The organism is Rhodococcus sp. Chr-9 (genome assembly GCF_000801125.1).
Taxonomy (GTDB): Bacteria; Actinomycetota; Actinomycetes; order Mycobacteriales; family Mycobacteriaceae; genus Rhodococcus; species Rhodococcus pyridinivorans.
Map to the genome: position 1 here is coordinate 659,642 of NZ_JTIZ01000122.1, position 16,287 is coordinate 675,928.

Annotated in this window: 17 protein-coding genes; 5 read left to right on the top strand and 12 right to left on the bottom strand. The window is 65.0% G+C overall.

What is annotated here, in order from left to right:
* Nucleotides 1-171 precede the first annotated feature (171 nt).
* The 3 genes from QR64_RS22195 to QR64_RS22200 all read right to left on the bottom strand — a co-directional run bounded on the left by QR64_RS22195 (nucleotide 172) and on the right by QR64_RS22200 (nucleotide 2,968).
* Nucleotides 172-1,650 carry an aldehyde dehydrogenase family protein gene (locus QR64_RS22195; protein ID WP_039587218.1) on the bottom strand — a complete coding sequence of 493 codons (1,479 nt, stop codon included), beginning with the start codon at nucleotides 1,648-1,650 and terminating at the stop codon, nucleotides 172-174.
* A 25-nt stretch (nucleotides 1,651-1,675) separates the two neighbouring features.
* Nucleotides 1,676-1,807: a hypothetical protein gene (locus tag QR64_RS28615; protein ID WP_268814381.1), complete on the bottom strand. Its 132-nt coding sequence runs from the start codon at nucleotides 1,805-1,807 to the stop codon at nucleotides 1,676-1,678.
* Between the two features lie 243 nt (nucleotides 1,808-2,050).
* Nucleotides 2,051-2,968, bottom strand: a complete 918-nt coding sequence (locus QR64_RS22200; protein ID WP_235367269.1) for a LysR substrate-binding domain-containing protein — start codon at nucleotides 2,966-2,968, stop codon at nucleotides 2,051-2,053.
* 87 nt (nucleotides 2,969-3,055) lie between these two features.
* Between QR64_RS22200 and mqo the strand changes: the two genes are divergently transcribed.
* Complete coding sequence (gene mqo / locus QR64_RS22205) at nucleotides 3,056-4,561, top strand: malate dehydrogenase (quinone) (protein ID WP_006552008.1); 1,506 nt, start codon at nucleotides 3,056-3,058, stop codon at nucleotides 4,559-4,561.
* A 9-nt stretch (nucleotides 4,562-4,570) separates the two neighbouring features.
* Here mqo and QR64_RS22210 read toward each other — a convergent pair whose 3' ends face one another.
* Both QR64_RS22210 and QR64_RS22215 read right to left on the bottom strand, forming a co-directional pair.
* Nucleotides 4,571-5,647 (bottom strand): alkene reductase, encoded by a 1,077-nt coding sequence (locus tag QR64_RS22210; protein WP_019289372.1) that lies wholly within the window; start codon nucleotides 5,645-5,647, stop codon nucleotides 4,571-4,573.
* An 81-nt stretch (nucleotides 5,648-5,728) separates the two neighbouring features.
* Nucleotides 5,729-6,691: a helix-turn-helix transcriptional regulator gene (locus QR64_RS22215; protein ID WP_024100892.1), complete on the bottom strand. Its 963-nt coding sequence runs from the start codon at nucleotides 6,689-6,691 to the stop codon at nucleotides 5,729-5,731.
* Nucleotides 6,692-6,791: 100 nt separating this feature from the next.
* Between QR64_RS22215 and QR64_RS22220 the strand changes: the two genes are divergently transcribed.
* Nucleotides 6,792-7,340 carry a DinB family protein gene (locus tag QR64_RS22220; protein WP_193903725.1) on the top strand — a complete coding sequence of 183 codons (549 nt, stop codon included), beginning with the start codon at nucleotides 6,792-6,794 and terminating at the stop codon, nucleotides 7,338-7,340.
* A 13-nt stretch (nucleotides 7,341-7,353) separates the two neighbouring features.
* Here QR64_RS22220 and QR64_RS22225 read toward each other — a convergent pair whose 3' ends face one another.
* The 5 genes from QR64_RS22225 to QR64_RS22245 all read right to left on the bottom strand — a co-directional run bounded on the left by QR64_RS22225 (nucleotide 7,354) and on the right by QR64_RS22245 (nucleotide 11,913).
* Nucleotides 7,354-7,734, bottom strand: coding sequence for a helix-turn-helix domain-containing protein (locus tag QR64_RS22225; protein WP_197483210.1), 381 nt, complete (start codon nucleotides 7,732-7,734; stop codon nucleotides 7,354-7,356).
* Nucleotides 7,735-7,932: 198 nt separating this feature from the next.
* Nucleotides 7,933-9,387 carry an Hsp70 family protein gene (locus QR64_RS22230; RefSeq protein WP_039587224.1) on the bottom strand — a complete coding sequence of 485 codons (1,455 nt, stop codon included), beginning with the start codon at nucleotides 9,385-9,387 and terminating at the stop codon, nucleotides 7,933-7,935.
* A 124-nt stretch (nucleotides 9,388-9,511) separates the two neighbouring features.
* Entirely contained in the window at nucleotides 9,512-9,715 is a 204-nt protein-coding gene (locus QR64_RS22235; RefSeq protein WP_024100896.1) for a zinc-ribbon domain-containing protein, read from the bottom strand.
* Between the two features lie 839 nt (nucleotides 9,716-10,554).
* Nucleotides 10,555-10,905, bottom strand: a complete 351-nt coding sequence (locus QR64_RS22240) for a putative quinol monooxygenase (RefSeq protein ID WP_411908099.1) — start codon at nucleotides 10,903-10,905, stop codon at nucleotides 10,555-10,557.
* A gap of 174 nt (nucleotides 10,906-11,079) precedes the next feature.
* Nucleotides 11,080-11,913: a mycofactocin-coupled SDR family oxidoreductase gene (locus QR64_RS22245; protein ID WP_039587225.1), complete on the bottom strand. Its 834-nt coding sequence runs from the start codon at nucleotides 11,911-11,913 to the stop codon at nucleotides 11,080-11,082.
* Between the two features lie 889 nt (nucleotides 11,914-12,802).
* Here QR64_RS22245 and tatB point away from each other — a divergent pair.
* The 3 genes from tatB to QR64_RS22260 all read left to right on the top strand — a co-directional run bounded on the left by tatB (nucleotide 12,803) and on the right by QR64_RS22260 (nucleotide 14,242).
* Nucleotides 12,803-13,267, top strand: coding sequence for a Sec-independent protein translocase protein TatB (gene tatB, locus QR64_RS25290; RefSeq protein ID WP_052227391.1), 465 nt, complete (start codon nucleotides 12,803-12,805; stop codon nucleotides 13,265-13,267).
* Between the two features lie 450 nt (nucleotides 13,268-13,717).
* The gene (locus tag QR64_RS22255) at nucleotides 13,718-13,963 is read left to right on the top strand and encodes a type II toxin-antitoxin system prevent-host-death family antitoxin (protein WP_039587227.1); all 246 of its coding nucleotides are present in this window, start codon (nucleotides 13,718-13,720) and stop codon (nucleotides 13,961-13,963) included.
* A gap of 21 nt (nucleotides 13,964-13,984) precedes the next feature.
* A complete protein-coding gene (locus tag QR64_RS22260; RefSeq protein WP_039587229.1) occupies nucleotides 13,985-14,242 on the top strand; it encodes a type II toxin-antitoxin system RelE family toxin in 258 nt (85 codons plus the stop codon).
* Nucleotides 14,243-14,765: 523 nt separating this feature from the next.
* Here the strand turns inward: QR64_RS22260 and QR64_RS22265 are convergent.
* Together QR64_RS22265 and QR64_RS22270 are read right to left on the bottom strand one after the other, a co-directional pair.
* Nucleotides 14,766-15,341, bottom strand: a complete 576-nt coding sequence (locus QR64_RS22265; protein WP_039587413.1) for a ParA family protein — start codon at nucleotides 15,339-15,341, stop codon at nucleotides 14,766-14,768.
* Nucleotides 15,342-15,666: 325 nt separating this feature from the next.
* On the bottom strand, nucleotides 15,667-16,242 hold the full coding sequence (locus QR64_RS22270; RefSeq protein ID WP_235367272.1) for a hypothetical protein: 576 nt from the start codon (nucleotides 16,240-16,242) through the stop codon (nucleotides 15,667-15,669).
* Nucleotides 16,243-16,287: the final 45 nt, after the last annotated feature.

A 16,287-nucleotide genomic window follows, 5' to 3' on the forward strand; every position in this document is an offset into this window, starting at 1 on the left:
CCATGAACGGAGCCTACAAAGAGGAGGCAGCGAACGCAACGGCACGCCGGCCCGGGCGTTCTCACCGTCAACCGAGGAGGCTTCTGTGACAGCTTGCCGTCTGCACCCCGAGGCTGGGCAGGGTGCAGACGGCAAAATGCTGTATCGGAGTCGGAGGGCGCTGCGGCGTGCCTACACCAGCCGAGTCACGCCGATGGTGTGATCTGTGGTGAACTCCTCGATCGCCCACTCGCCGTTGAATCGTCCGAGACCGGAGTTGCGTTCGCCACCGAATGCCACGTGTGCCTCGTCCTGAACGGTCATCTCGTTGATGAACGTCATGCCCGCCTCGACCCGATGCGCGAATTGCAGTCCCCGGTCGATGTTCTGCGTGAAGACCGCGCTGGACAGACCGAATTCGTGGTCGTTGGCCAGTTCGAGGGCGTGTGCTTCGTCATCGGCGCGTAGGACCGCGACCATCGGGCCGAAGATCTCTTCGCGGGCGATCTCCATATCGGACGTGACGTCGACGAACACGTGCGGAGGCACGACCCGGCCGTCGATCTCCCCACCGAGCGCAACGCGTGCTCCGGCGTCCCGGGCCTGCTCGATCTTCTCCTCGAGGCTCTTCAACTGCGAATCGTTGACGACGGGCCCGACCAAAGTGCCGTCTGCGGACGGATCGCCGTAGGACACGGCCTGCGCGGCTCGGGTGAACCGATCGAGGAAATCGTCGTACACCGGCGCCTGCACGATGATGCGATTCACGGCCATGCAGATCTGTCCGGAATGCAGGAACGACCCGGTCACCGCTGCCTCGACGGCCGCGTCGAGATCGGCGTCGTCGAGGACCACCAGGGGTGCGTTGCCGCCCAATTCGAGTGCCACCTTCTTGAGGTGCTTACCGCCGGTGGCGACCGCACCGACCTGCTTGCCGACCGGTGTCGAGCCGGTGAAGGAGATCAACCGCGGGACGGGATGCTCGACGAAAGCATCGCCGATCTCAGAACCGGAGCCGATCACCACCGACAACACTCCCGCCGGGAGGCCTGCTTCCTCGAAGATCCGCGCGATCAACAGGCCGCCGGTCACCGGAGTGTCCGAGGCCGGCTTGATCACCGCGGCATTGCCCAACGCCAACGCCGGTGCCACCGATCGCTGCGACAGGTGCAGCGGGAAATTCCACGGGCTGATCACCCCGACCACTCCGATGGGCTTTCGGTACACCCGCATCTCACGGTTCGGGGTGTTCGAATCGAAGATCGATCCGTGGACCCGGGACGGGAACGACGCCGCCTCCTGCGTGATGCCGATGGCCAGGGAGACCTCGGTATCGGCCTTGATCCGCGTCGAGCCGGACTCGGCGACCAGCCAGTCGATGATCTCGGCTCGGCGCTGCTCGAGGATCTGTGCGGCGCGACGCAGGACCGTGGCGCGCTCGGCGGGAGCGGTCGCGGCCCACTCGGTCTGTGCTGCCCGGGCAGCGGTGTAGGCGACGTCGACGTCTTGGGCGGAAGCGAGGCGGATCGTGGCGACCACGCTGTCGTCGAACGGGTTGGTGTCGGTCAGGACGCGGTCGGAGCGTCCCTCGCGCCACTGCCCATCGATGAACTGGGAGGCGACCGGTTGCCCAGCGAACGTGGCACTGGAACCGAGATCTGTTGCTGTCATGGAGAACTCCTCGATGGTAGGTAGGTCAGAGAAAGGCGACGACGGGCTCGGGGGTCGATGTGTCTGCCGAATCGTCGAATGTGGTGTCGATCTGCCCGAGCGGATCGGTCTTCACCGGCCGACCGAACGGGAACCGCCCCAGCGTCGGCCGGAGCACGTCGCAGATCGTTACCGGCTCCTGCCCGGATGGCGCAGATCGAACATGTTTTCACAGTGCGCCGCCTTGATGGTGGTAGGCAGCGGCGTCGGGTACCACTGTTTGCGGGCGATCGCATCTGTGTGGCATACCCCGCCGGCGACCATTCGAACCCGGACTTGCGCCTTGTCGGGACCGGCGACGCAGGAGATGGCGCACGGCTCGCGAAGCTGTGCGCCATGTCTTGCGTTCGATGGACGATACCTACGAATCGAGCCGGCGACCGTCGAATCTATCGGCGTGCCCGGCGATGTGAGCGTGCAGTCGCGCGACCGCCGGGGACGGCGTCCTCGTCCCGGTCGTCAATCCGATGGTGCGATTCGCGATTCCGGCGACCGGCACGGTGACGATTCCGGGCACAGGCGTTTCCGAGCGAGGCAGCAGTGCGACACCGAGGCCCTGGGCGACCAGTGCCCGGATCGTTTCGAACTCGCTGATCTCGAACGCGATGTACGGTTCGAATCCTGCTTCGTCGCAAGCTGATTCGAGTTCTCTGCGGATGTGATAGTCGGGTGGGCTGGCGATGAAGTGATCGTCCGCGAGATCGCGCAGGTCGAGGCGGGCACGGCCGGCGAGTCGATGGCTGCTCGGGAGGTGGAGCAACAGTCGCTGTTGCGCGAGCACGGTGACCGGCAGATCCTCCGGTGGAGGGATGATGACGGCGAGATCGAGCCGGCCGTCGCGAACCATCTCCGCGAGCTCTTCACCGTGTGCCTGGACCAGATGCAACCGGACGCCGGGGGCCAGTCGGTGGAACTCGGCCAGCAACGACGGGATGCTCACCGGCCCGAGGGTGAGCGGGAACCCGAAGCGGACGAGGCCGTGGTCGGGATCGGCGTGCTCACGCACCGTGGTGATCGCACCGTCGAGTTCGCGGACCAGATGCCGGGTGCGTTCGTGCAACTCCCTCCCGGCAGTCGTCAGCACGACCCCTCGCCCGGACTGCTGGAACAACGTCACACCCACTGCCTTCTCGAGTGCCCGGATGCGGCGACTGACGGAAGACTGGGGAACGTCGAGCAGATCCGCCGCGCGCGTGATGTGGCCTTCGCGCGCCGCGGCGTCGAAGGCGACGAGCAGCGGGGCGACCATTGCGGTCTCGGGCGTCACATACCAATCCACATCTGCATGGTACTGCCTGCAAGATCTCATTGGACGGATGAATCGGAAGGGGGCACGCTGAAGGTCGACAACGGCGAAAGCAGGTGAATGATGGTGGATCGGAGGCATTCTGCCGACGGAGCACAGTACGGCGACCAAGAGTACGACGCCGTCCTGATCGGCGGCGGCATCATGTCGGCAACACTGGGTGCACTGCTGACACGGCTCGAACCCGATCGGTCGATCCTCGTCCTGGAACGACTCGACGAGGTCGCGGCCGAGAGCAGCGCCCCATGGAACAACGCGGGCACCGGCCACGCAGGTCTGTGCGAACTGAACTACATGCCCGATCCCGCGGATTCGACCCGGGCCGAGGAGATCGGCGGACAGTTCCGGATCTCACGGCAGTTCTGGCAGTCCCTCGACGACCCGGGCGAGGCGACGTTCGTGAACGTGACACCGCATATGAACGTCGTCTTCGGCGAACGCGATGTGGACTATCTGCGACAGCGGCACGCCACCCTGCAACGCTCGCCGCTGTTCTCGGCCATGGAGTACAGCGAGGACCCCGACGCGATCGCGCGGTGGGCACCGCTGGTGATGACCGGTCGCTCGGGCTCCGAACCGGTCGCCGCCACGCGCTACGAGGCGGGCACCGACGTCGACTTCGGTGCCCTGACACACCGACTGCTGTCGGACGCGCGTCGTCGTGGCGTCGAGCTTCGTACCGGACACGAGGTCACACGCCTGCGCCGCGCCGCCAACGGGCGGTGGACCGTCTCCGGGCACACGAAGACGGGACGGTTCTCGGTCCGATCCCGGTTCGTGTTCGTCGGCGCCGGCGGGTACGCCCTGAAACTCTTGCAGAAGGCCAGGATCCCGGAGGTGCGAGGTTTCGCCGTCTTTCCCATCGGCGCGCAGTTCCTGCGCACCGGCGAGCCCGACGTGGTGTCCCAGCATGCAGCGAAGGTCTATAGCCAGGCCGACGTGGGAGCACCACCGATGTCGGTGCCGCATCTCGACAAGCGGGTCGTCGACGGCCGCGAGTGGTTGATGTTCGGGCCGTACGCCACGTTCAGCACGAGATTGCTCACACGCGGCCGGCTCACCGATCTGTTCACCACCCTGCGCCTGCACAACATCGCCCCGTTGGTGGCGGTGGGCCTGCAGAATCTGTCGCTGGTGCGCTATCTCGTCGGCCAGCTGCTCGCGTCCCGCGCGCGGAAGTTCCGGCAGCTGCAGCGATTCTGTCCCGAGGCGCGGGAGTCCGACTGGGAGTTGATCGACGCGGGGCAACGAGCTCAGCTCGTCAAACCCGATCGTCGCAGGGTCGGGGTCCTGACCTTCGGCACCGAGGTCGTGGCGAGCGCGGACGGCAGCATCGCCGGGTTGCTCGGGGCGTCGCCCGGCGCTTCGATCGCTCCGTCGGCGATGGTCGAGCTGCTGAGCACGTGTTTCCCGGATGATGTGGCGCGCTGGCGGCCGGTGCTCGAACGGATGATGCCCGACCTGTCTCGGGAGACCGAAACGACCTCGCGCGCCGAACCGAGGCTCGCCCGCGCTACAGCAGCGGCGAGAAACGGTTCGGCGCGCAAGGATCCGAGCGCCTCGTAGGGCTTACGCTCAGACGGTCTGCAGGAACGGGTAGTCGGTGTACCCCTCGGCTCCGGATGCATAGAACAGCTCCGGACGCGGTGCGTTCTCCGGATGCCCGTCCCGCCAGCGCTCGGCCAGGTCGGGATTGGCGATCAGCGCGCGGCCGACGGCCACGGCGTCGGCGTGCGAATCGTCGATCAGCTGCACGGCCTCGTCACGCGTGGTCGGCGAGCCGAAACCGCTGTTGGCGATCACCTTGCCGCCGAAACGCTTCCGGAGCTCCTGCGCCAGATCTCCGGTCGGCTCCTTGTGCAGGACCGACAGATACGCCAGGCCCAGGGGCTGCAGGGCGTCGACCAGAGAGCCGTAGACAGCACGCACATCGTCGCGATCGGTCTCGACTGCGTCCTGGATGTTGTGCTCGGGAGAGATCCGCAACCCGACACGTCCGGCGCCGACTGCCGCCGACACGGCCTTCACGACTTCGACGACGAGGCGGATCCGGTTCTCCACCGAACCGCCGTACTCGTCGTCCCGCACATTCGATGCAGGGGAGAGGAATTCGTGCAACAGGTAGCCGTTGGCGCTGTGGACCTCGACGCCGTCGAATCCGGCATCGATCGCGCGGCGAGCCGAGGCGACGAAATCATCGACGACGGACGGGATCTCGTCGATGGTCAGCGCGTGCGGCGTAGGGTAGGGCTGCTTGCCCTGCTCGGTGTGCACCTGGCCGTCGATGGCGATCGCGCTCGGCCCGACGACACGCCGGCCACCGTTGACGTCGGGATGCGTGACGCGGCCGCCGTGCATCAACTGCAGCACGACGCGTCCGTCGCGCTCGTGCACGGCATCCGCGACACGACGCCAGCCGGCGACCTGCTCGTCGGTGACGATGCCGGGCTGACCGACGAAGGCCTGCGATTCGAAGTTCACATAGGTTCCCTCGGTGATGATCAGGCCGGCACTCGCCCGCTGACGGTAGTGCTCGACGATCAGGTCTCCGGGTACACCGGCCGAACCACCACGCAGGCGGGTCAGCGGGGCCATGACGATGCGGTTCCCGAGTTCGAGGTCTCCGAGGGCTACAGGTGTGAACAGATCCATGGGTGGCGCAACCACCCCCACCCCCGACGGCATTCCGATGCCCGGCCGATTGTGGGATGTGTCATAGCGCCGGATGGATGGTCACTTCGAGTGTTCGTCGGCGGTGACCAGCCGATTCGACCAGTTCTCCAGGTACTCGACGAACTCCGGTGGCGACGCGCCGAGCAGCCGCCCACCGGACATACCCACGGCGAATACCGCCCAGTCCATGCTGTCGGCGTCCACCTCGATCCGGCACCGTTCGGAGTCGATCGCGATCACCTCGGCCCACTGACCGATCCGGCGGCGCACCTCGTGCTCCGACGCCTCCAGTTCGGCGCTGACCTTCACCTGGGAGCGGCTGCGGATGCCGCGTTCGACGAAGGCCGCGGCGTCGCCGCCGGGCAGCTCGCGTTGTCGGAAACGCATCCCGGTGGCCGTGGTCTCGGCCATGCGGTCGAGCCGGAAGCTGCGCCAGTCACCGCGGTCGAGGTCGTAGCCGACGAGATACCAGCGTCGCCCGAGGGAGACGAGCTGCCGGGGTTCGACGCGCCGGCCCGTCGCGGTGCCATCGGCGGCGGTGTACTCGAAGACGATGCGTTCGTCGTCGCGGCAGGCGCGCGCGACGGTGACGAGTTGCTGCGAATCGGTCGCGCGGGTCGCCCAGGGGATATCGGCGGAGACCGTCGCCGCATCGATCGCCTCCACCTGGCGTCGCAGTCGCGGCGGCATCACCTGGATGACCTTGGCCAGCGCGCGCACGGAGATCTCGGCGATCCCGGTGATCGAGGTCTGGGCCGCGGTGAGTAGGCCGACCGCGAGCGCGACCGCTTCGTCGTCGTCGAGAGCCAGTGGTGGCAACGACGCGCCCGGCGCGAGCTGATACCCACCGCCGACCCCGCGATCGGACCGCACCGGATATCCGAGATCGCGGAGCCGTTCGATGTCGCGGCGCAGGGTGCGCAACGAGACGCCCATCCGGTCGGCGAGTTCGGCGCCGAGCCAGTAGCGGTGGGTCTGCAACAGCGACAGAAGCCGCAGGATGCGGGAGCTCGTGTCGGACATGACCTCATTCTTCCGCACCTGCCGACCTATAAGTGACAGGAACTGGCACCAATGGCTCGTAGCGTAGATCTTGCCGGATCACGACGACGAGGAGCACCCGATGACCGAGAGCACCACCACCCGGAACGCCACCCCGACCCTCGACCAGGAACGCCGGGATCTGCTGTCGAGCCTCGCCCACGCTCGGCACTTCCTGCGGTTCACGGCCCGCGATCTCACCACCGAACACGCGTCGCAGCGAACGACGGTGAGCAACTTGACGATCGGTGGTCTCATCAAGCACGTCACCGAGGTCGAGCGGGGTTGGGCGGATTTCCTCGTGGTCGGAGCCGACTACATGGAGAAGGATTTCACCGAGTGGACCGAAGAGGATTTCGCCGAACGCGACAAGGACTTCCAGCTGCAGCCCGGTGAGACCCTCGAAGGTGCGCTGCGCGCTTACGACGAGGTGGCGGCCCGAACCGACGAGTTGGTGCGCACGCTGCCGTCGCTGGACGTCGTCCACGAACTCCCCAAGGCCCCCTGGAACATCGAGGACGCCTGGTCGGTGCGTCGCGCGCTGCTGCACATCGTCGCCGAGACGACGCAGCACGCCGGACACGCCGACATCATCCGCGAGTCCCTCGACGGATCGAAGTCGATGGGATGAACCGGAGGTCGCGCTAGCGCCGGCCGGTGTCGCGCATCAACTCGGCGAGCTCCGTGCGGTCGGAGACGCCGAGTTCGGTGCACGCCCGGTAGATGTGCCCCTCGACGGTGCCGACCGGCACCACGAGCCGGTCGGCGATCTGCCGGTTGGACAGCCCGGCGGTGACCATTGCGGCGAACTCCCGTTCCGGGCTGGTCAAGGGGAGTGGGCGGGCCGCTTCGTCCAGCGCAGGCGACGAGGCGTGATCGCATCGCGCAGCCAGTGCCGCGGCCGCGGCGGCGGCTTCGACGGACCGTTGGGTGTCGGCGTGGTCGCGGTACGCGATCGGGGCCAGGGCGTGGGCATCGGCCGCGTCGGCGAGTGCCCCCAGCGCCTCGAAGGTCTCCGCGGCCACGGTCGGTCCCCGGCCGTCCGCCTCCGCGGAAGCGGATCCTGCCGCCCGCGTCGCCGGTTCGCACCGGTCCCGAGACGAACCGGTTCCATATCGCGCGACTGATTCCTAGTCCGCGGGTGGCCCGGTGGTGGCAGCGACTGCTGCCTCATCCGGAACCCGAGACGGCGCGCCGCACCGCGGCGGTCTGCGGCTGATTGATCAGAACCCGGGAATGCTGGGCAGCTGCGGGAGCTGGATCTGCGGAGGCGGCGGCAGCTCGAACTGGGGGAGCCCGGGGACCATTGGGGCCGGCTCCGGTTCGAGTGACGGCACCGAGGTGTCGGCTGCCGCATCGTCCTGCGCGCCGGTGGTGATGGGGACCTGCGCGGAGGTCTCCGCCGTCGTCTGCGGCCGGTAGGTGCTGCGGGTCTCGCTGCGATCGATGGCCGTCGACTGCTCGTCCGACACTGCCGGGACGGTTTCCGGCGCGGGCGATGCGTCCGTGGTGGTCATGGGCCGCGGTTCCGCTGCCGGTGGCTCCTGCGTCTCCTGGTGCGTGGAGGTGGGCTGCGGATCGCGACCGGAATTCTGCAGCAGGTCGACACCGAGGCCGATCGCCGCTGCGACGACGACGGCACCACCGGCGAGCAGGAGGCGTCGACGGTTCCGCGGCTGCGCGGGCGTCTCGGTCTCCTGCCGGATGTCGGGGGCAGCGAAGCTTGCGGTCGGTGCGTCCGGCGCGACCAGCTGCGGGGCGAACTGTGCGGTCTCGGTGAACTCCGTCGGCGCAGCGAACTCCGCCGTCTCGACGACCTTCGCAGTGTCCGGGCGGGCGAGGAGCGCCGCGCCTTCCGCCGCCACGAGTTCGGGCTGCGAGGGCACGATCACCGGAATGTCGAGCCACGACTCCATCACGGCGGTGACCAGTGGAATGTTCGCTCCGCCTCCGATGAGCACCGCGGCGTCGGGAGTGCGTCCCGAGCGGCGGATGACGTCGAGGGTGAGGCGGGCCGAGGCCTTCACGGGTCCGTCGATGAGCGAATCGAAGCTGGCCTGCGAGAGCAGTAGCAGACCCCCCTCGCCGGGCATGCACACCGCGTCCTTCGAGGACAGCTGCTCCTTCGCGTCGCGGCACCGGGCGGTGAGGGCCCGCTGCGCCGCCATGTCGGCCGGCTCGGCGAAGCGCTGCAGTTCGACGTGGTGGTCGTAGATCAGGTGGTCGACGAGGTCGCCGCTGATCCGGTCCGAGCGTGCCGTGCTCAATGCGATGCGGGTGCCCCGATCGACGACGGTGACGGTGAGGCCCGAGCTGCCGAGGTCGTAGAACACGAGTGTCTCGTGGTCGTCGAGATCTCCTGTGGTTTCCAGCATTTCGAGCGCGGCGGTCACTTCCGGGACGAGCCGGAAGTTGTCGATGTCCAGGCGGCTCATCGCGCCCTGGACGAAATCGGCCTGCGTCTCGTTCTGGTAGGCGACGCCGATGGCGCGCACCTGCTCGATCTCGTCGGTTTCGGCGAGCATCGTCTCGATGGACTCCGCGGCCAGCTCGGCCGGCCGGTCGAGCAGGGCGGGCATCGAGTGGGATCCGAAGACGGGGCTGTCGAGGCTCCCGGTGTCGCGTCGCGCAAAGCGCACCGCGCTGGCACCGACCGAGACACCGAGAACTGTAGTCACGACGCCGACTATAACGGTTCGGTCACGGTCTGCACGCCGGAGGCGGGCGGTGCCTGGATGACGGCACGTCTCCGAACGGCAGCCGAGGACGTTCGTGGCCTTCGCCGATCCCGACTGACCGGGCTCACATCTCCACGGCGGTACCGCAGATCCCGCACTGCTCCAACTGTCGGCGGCCCCACCGCGCGACCGGCACGAAGAACAGCGTGAACTGCTTGGACTCCCGGATCCGGAGCCACTGCGTGGTGTTGTGGCAGCGCGGACACGTCCGGTTCTGCCCTGGACCGAGATTCTGTCGCTTGGTGCCGAAGCCGAAGAGAAGGAACATCGTCCGAGCATAGAGCGATGACGTGTGGTCTTTCAGTGCATGATCGGAAGGATCGCCGTGCTCGTCGCCACCGATCGGCCAGCCTCTGTCGACGACCCGACCGCCGTCCCTCTTGCCGGGGCGACGCGACGGATCAGGCGGGGGAGAGCCGCACCCGTAGGTCACGGGGCTTCAATGTGATCGCCTCGTGAACGTCGAGTTCGTAGCCCGGTTCCGGAGCGAAGTCGTACCGCCGGANGGTATTGCTCGGCGGCCAATCTCGACTACGTCACCGGACTTGAGAGCACCTGCGAGACCGAGTTCTTCGTCGCTACCGACCGGCTCAAGCACGGGCAGACCACCCCGGAGCCGCCCCGGGGCCCAATCCCCAAGAATTACACCGCGACGCAGCGGATGGCCCGCAAGCTGCGGACAAAGAATGGCCGGGCCGCGTGGGCCCGACGCGAGACGATCGTGAAACCAGTATTCGGGCAGATCCATACCCGGCAGGGCACACACGTCCTCTTCGATGCCTGGAGCCAGCCCAGGATGAGTGGGACCTTCTCGCTAGCTGCCACAACCTGCTCAAACTCTTCTATTGCGTCATGACGGACCCCGAATGGGCCTGGCAGGTGCCTGGCAGGGGTACGCAGTGGCCCGTACCCCCTACCGGTAACGTCCAGAGTGCAGGACTTTGGATTTTGGCCCTCGGTGAGAAACCAGCGATGGGTGGCCAGCAGACGCTGGCCACCCATCAGCACACGAAATGCTCGACTCACCGAGGCAGTCGAACCATTACGGACTCACTCTCCTAGTGGGAAACGGTGGCGTAAGCGCGGGCGCTGCCCTCACCAGCGGCCTCACAATCGCCCCAAGTGTGGGTCGCCTTCCGGCAGGGGCTCGAGCACCGCCACGTGCAGTGGTTCTGCAAGCAGATCCTCGAATTGCGCGGCCAGGGAGGTGAACGCCTCGGCGCGGCCGTGCTCAGTCAAGGCGTCTGTGGATTCCCAATGCTCGATCATCACGAGTCCCTCGGTACCACTGACTGCCCTGTGCAGGGCGTAACGTCGACAGCCCGGCTCCTGGTGAGTTTTCCGTATCGCGACACGCAATGCTTCTTCCAGTTCCACCCCCCTTGCCGGAGGCGGGGACCAGAGTCGCGACCGCCACGACGTCGTTGGTGTTGTTTGACACGATGAATTCCTCCTCAGTGTCGTAGCCCCACGCACGAACGGGGACCACCACGATGCTCGAATGAACTACGGCTTAGTCAGCAAGGGCCTGCTGGCGGACTGTCGCGCCACCTCGAATCCTTGCTTCGGCGTTCTGCATGAGTAAAGTGTTGAGGTTGTCGGCACCACCGAAGTAGAATTGGGCTAGTGTAGTTACTTTATAACCGCGCCCAAGTCTACTCCGAGAGTTTGTCCAGTCACGAAACGCGATTCGTCCGAAGCGAGCCAAAGCACTGCCTGGGAAATTTCCCTCGCGTCGATAAAGTCGACGGGCATTGCGTTGAGGGTTCTAAACGCCGCCCCCGCGTCCTCCCTGGTGGGATTTTCAATATGCGGTGCGAACACCTTGTATGCGTCCGGGTTGTGAACCATGATCGTGTCTACCGCGTGGGGGTTTACGACATTGACACGGATGCTCTCTTCTGCGAGTTCGTTCGCCATCGCCCGCATAAGGCCAACAACACCGTGCTTGGCTGCGTCGTAGTGGCCAAGATTGCGGAGGCCCTTACTTGCGGCCCGTGAACCAGTCATCACGATCGATCCGCCGTCGCCTTGCTTAAGGAGCTGCGGAATGGTGGCTTGGCACGTGTTATACACGCCCGTCAGGCAGACGTCGATGGTGTCCTTCCATGCCTCGGGAGGGATTTCCCAGCCGTTCACATGGCCCAAGATTCCCGCGTTGCACACTACTGTGTCGATCCGGCCGAGTTCACTCACGCCGGTTGCCACTGCGGCACGCAGAGCGTCAACATCGCGGACATCTGCTTCGAAGGCGACGACCTTCTGGCCGAGATTTTTAACCAGTTCCGCTGTTTCATCCAATTCTTCGCGAGTGGCCATGGGGTAGCCGATCGTGGAAATATTCTGGCAGATGTCGACGGCGATGATGTCAGCGCCCTCTTCGGCAAGCCTTACGGCATGCTCCCTACCCTGTCCGCGTGCTGCTCCAGTAATAAACGCGACTTTTCCCTGAACTCTTCCGCTCAACTGAACTCTCCTGTGTAAAAAAACTGCGTTCTTCCCGCTAAGCGGTGTTCCGCTCTGGGTGAACGGTCTGTGGCCGGTACGCCACAGACGCTATCCATCAAAATCGATTCGCGCCACCCTTAACGTATGCGAATAATATTGAAAAATAACTGAATAGTAGAGGAAGATTTCTGAATACCATATCCTGTTGCCAAGGATGCTGGGGCCTTCAGTCAAATGCGACGTTGCCTCTGATTGATGGCCCAAGTGGGGTAACGTAAAGGAGTTCCTCGGACACGTCAACATTGCCACCACCAGCACTTGCGCCAACGCCGAAAATCAGATGGTCCGCGAGAAGATCCAGAACCTCCCCAGCAACACCCCTGACCTCGCACCAATCTGGAATGGGGGCGACGAGCTCCTGCTGCAGCTCGCAAGCATGAAGTAGTTATCCCGACAAATCACTACCGGAAACTGCTCCCACCAGCGACGCACCGCGACCATTCGGGATAACGGACTCCTCCAGATAATCGTAGGGTTTCCGAACTCGAGCCGGCACGATCGTGGTTCCGTAATTATCGGCTAACTGCGGGTAGCGGGCGTTCAGCGCCCGGGCGGCCTCACCTTGTTTCTGGCGGTGCGTGGCGATGGTTGGATTATCCGGAACCACCAGCTGCGGCACCCCGCCATAGAGCGCGGCAGCACCGCCACAAACAAGTACAACTTGGTCACCTCGCCGGTGACGGCGTCGAGGACTTCGAGGGTGTCGCCGTGAAGCGCACCTAACCATCGTCTTCGCCGCACGCGTGGCGGCCCCTCACCTGCAACGTCTCGGTCGAACTGATCCGTGGCGGATCCCGCGTTGGGTTAACGGTCCGCCCTCGCCTCGGCTGACATACCCTCGACACCAATGTTCACGAACGTGGGTTGGTCCGAGATCTTGGTCCTCGGCGTGGTCGCGCTCGTGGTCCTGGGACCCGAGCGACTACCCGAGGCCGCCCGCTGGCTCGCCGGCGCCGTCCGAAAGGTCAAGGAGTTTGCCGGCAGTGCCCAGCAGCAGCTTAAGGACGAGTACGGCACCGAGTTCGAAGAGTTCCGCGAACCGCTCAAGCAGCTCAACGATCTCCGAGGAATGAGCCCGCGCGCGATGGTCACAAAACACCTATTGGACGGCGACGACACACTGTTCAGTGGGAATATCGGTGCGGCCGGCCCCGCGGGTCCCGTCACTGCGGATGATGCCCCCTCGACCTCCCCGGGGTTGGCCGCAGGGGGTCAGGCATCCCAGCCGCAGACTCCAGCGGCCACGCAGCCTCCGCCGACGTCGACCCGTGGCAGCGAATCCGCCGCCGTGTGGAACTCGGGCGCCATGTAGCGACACAGAGGTCGTGTCGTGTCGATCCCGAGGATAACTCCCACGAATCCGCGTCGGAGGGGTTGTGGCTTGCGGGGCGGCGTCTGGTCTCGATCGACGGGATGCGCTTGGACCTTCCAGATACAACGGCCAGCGATGCGCATTTCGGTCGGCCGGGCGCGGCCAACGGAGAGCGCTCGTCCTTTCCCCAGGCCCGGTTGTCGGCGCTGGCCGAATGTGGCACCCGCGCGATGTTCGAGGCTGCGATCACACCGATGGCGCCAGCGCCACTCACGAATTTCTCGAGCAGTTGGAGCGCAAGAGGGTCCTGACCTACCGCGACTCCGCCGCCGATAATGTGGTTTCCATCAAGCGTGCAGGTCACGAGAGATACAGCGACCCCGCACTGCCGCACAGAGCACCTGGGGCACCTACTAGACCGCAAGTTGTACAAGATGTACTCTTAGTGTCATGGTCACCACGACGCTCAGCAACTTCCGCGCACACCAGAGCGAGGTACTCGACGCCGCACAGCGGGCGCCGGTCGAGATCCTCAGCCGAGGCAGCCGTCGTCGCGCCGTCGTCGTCTCGCCTGAATTCTTCGACCGCGCGCTGCAAGCTCTAGAGGACCAGGCCGACGTGCGCGGCGCGGCCGACGCCCGCCGCGAGGACGGCATCGTCTCGCACGAGGACCTCATGGCGGAACTGGGTCTGTAAACGCCCGCGCCCGGATCGCTGATGCCCTATTCGATCTCCTATAAACCCTCGGCCGCGAAAGCTCTCCGCAAAGTTCATCCCACCGAGCAGAAACGAATCGTCCGCGCCGTCGAAGCCCTGACAGTGACACCGCGACCGCCCGGCGCCATTCAACTCGCCGGAGGCGACGGCGAACTCCGCATCCGCGTAGGCAACTACCGCATCATCTACGACATCGAAGACGACGCCCTCGTTGTGCTCGTGCTGCGCATCGGGCACCGCGGCGACGTCTACAAGTAACCGCGCGGGGTCTTCACAGGGAAATCGGGGACGCACTACCCGCCGGCGCCGATAAGTTGCGATTACGTAAGGCGCAAGTGCTTCCGATGCTTCGGCTTGGTCACTACTCCCCCGTCTCACCAGCTCGCAATTCTTCGTTGTCGCACTTCAAGGAGGTTCTCAAGCCTAGGCACGCTGTTAGCGACGGTCCACCACGACGTGGCTTCATGCACGGTTGCTCAGTCGCAGGCCGATACACCAACATGCAAACGGTATGTACCAAGAACGGTATACACCGCCTGGTTTTATCGATCTAGAGCGTTCCTGATCGCGTCCTCTACGAACTCAGAGACAGTGACGCCCTGCTCGATTGCAGCGATCTTCGCACTTCGATAGACATCGACATCTAGTGCGAGCGACGTCTTAGTGCGACGAACTGACTCGCCCTGTTCTGCCGTAGTTGCTGAGAATGTCTCGGATACTGGACGCCCCGGCGATGCCGAACGTGGACGCAAGCTACGGCTTACGGGTTCGGACTTATTGCTCATCTGGTCACCTCAAAGATCTCGTCCAACAGGTCGCGGTATCCGTAAAAATTGCTTGGCACGGTACCGAACGCCTGTCTTATCGCCTGCCGTTTTCCAATTATGTTCTCGAAGACAAACACCCCCTCAGCTTCGAGCGTCTCCTTGGTCAGCTCGAGGAGCTTTGTGCCGAGCTCAGCGCTAGTGATCAGCACGCCGGCCGGCTTGTGAGCCGCAGCCTCGAGCGTCGGCCAAACCCGTTGGAGATCCAACCCAGAAGGCGCAGTTGGCACTACCACTACGTCTGCCGCATCAATCGCCGCCTGAATAACGTCGGCGGCGCCCGGCGGCGTGTCGATTACAGTGAGCTCCTGCTGCCCGGCCCGACCAAGGGTGATCTTGTTAGCTGGAGTGACTGGAAACGGGAGCGGTGTGCCTTCTTCTGCTGCGATATCCGACCAGCTGGTTGCGGACCCTTGCGGATCCGCATCGAGAAGTTCGGTCGACTTACCCTGACTTGCAGCTACGGTCGCCAGATACACGGCGGTTGTCGTCTTCCCGACGCCGCCCTTGGTGTTTACTACCGCAATCTTCATTTCCACCCCTACCTTCAACGGTACATACCACTTAATTGCTTCAGGTACATACCTATGCACCCCTTAACCAGGCTACCGTAAAAACTATCACGGTGTCGCCACCTATACCGGCGTACTGATAGCGGTACATAGGTATACGCCAACACCAACCAAGGCAGGAGCCGCTAGAACCTTAATTTCCAGCTACCTAACCTGGGAGGCCATGCCTCCGTCGACGACGGCTGTGCTGACGAGTTCGTAGTGGTCTGATCCTGGTCGGTCTCGGAGCTGCATCCGGCCACCGTTAGGGCTCCGGCGAGGACACCGATCAGTGCCAGTCGGCGGATCATTCGGCTACCACCAGATCCGACAGGCGGATCGCCCGCCATTCGCCGTAGCCCGGTTCGAGGCACCACTGCTCGGCCGGATTGCCGGTCGGCGTCACCTCAAGATCGAGGATGACCTGCTTTTTTGCCGCGAGATCGGCCAGTTTCACCCCGTCGATGCGTTCACTGCTTACCCGCAGACGCAACCGAACCGCCTCGACCTCGAGGTGGTCGCGGACTTTCGCAGCGAGGAACACGGCTTTACCGGCGCTGGCCTCATCCGCCGAGTCCTGATCGCCGGGCCGGAAGATCCGATCGTCCTTGTGGAACGATCCGTACCAGGCGACATCGTTGGTGTCGGCATCGCCGACGACGGCGAACGAGCCACGTTCGTCGCCGGCCGAGGCCAAGGACACCACCGGAGCCGATGCGGCGGCCGCGGCCAGTTTTTCGGCCCGTTCACGCTGCTCGCGTTCTCGCAGGGCGTCGTAGTCCACATCGAACTGCTTGTAGAGCTCGCGCTTGATCTTCGGCCACTGGGTGCGCGTCATCAGGTTGTTCTCCGCAGCCCAAGCCCGCAGGTCCGAGGCCGTCATCGCCTGGACTGTCCGGGTCGATCCGAGGGTGCGGACGGCCGATTC

Bases quoted from the DNA above. Each gene is read 5' to 3' on its own strand.
- QR64_RS22195 (WP_039587218.1), bottom strand. From the start codon at position 1,650: ATGACAGCAACAGATCTCGGTTCCAGTGCCACGTTCGCTGGGCAACCG.
- mqo (WP_006552008.1), top strand. From the start codon at position 3,056: ATGATGGTGGATCGGAGGCATTCTGCCGACGGAGCACAGTACGGCGAC.
- QR64_RS22210 (WP_019289372.1), bottom strand. From the start codon at position 5,647: ATGGATCTGTTCACACCTGTAGCCCTCGGAGACCTCGAACTCGGGAAC.
- QR64_RS22215 (WP_024100892.1), bottom strand. From the start codon at position 6,691: ATGTCCGACACGAGCTCCCGCATCCTGCGGCTTCTGTCGCTGTTGCAG.
- QR64_RS22220 (WP_193903725.1), top strand. From the start codon at position 6,792: ATGACCGAGAGCACCACCACCCGGAACGCCACCCCGACCCTCGACCAG.
- QR64_RS22235 (WP_024100896.1), bottom strand. From the start codon at position 9,715: ATGTTCCTTCTCTTCGGCTTCGGCACCAAGCGACAGAATCTCGGTCCA.
- tatB (WP_052227391.1), top strand. From the start codon at position 12,803: ATGTTCACGAACGTGGGTTGGTCCGAGATCTTGGTCCTCGGCGTGGTC.
- QR64_RS22255 (WP_039587227.1), top strand. From the start codon at position 13,718: ATGGTCACCACGACGCTCAGCAACTTCCGCGCACACCAGAGCGAGGTA.
- QR64_RS22260 (WP_039587229.1), top strand. From the start codon at position 13,985: ATGCCCTATTCGATCTCCTATAAACCCTCGGCCGCGAAAGCTCTCCGC.
- QR64_RS22265 (WP_039587413.1), bottom strand. From the start codon at position 15,341: ATGAAGATTGCGGTAGTAAACACCAAGGGCGGCGTCGGGAAGACGACA.
- QR64_RS22270 (WP_235367272.1), bottom strand. From the start codon at position 16,242: ATGACGGCCTCGGACCTGCGGGCTTGGGCTGCGGAGAACAACCTGATG.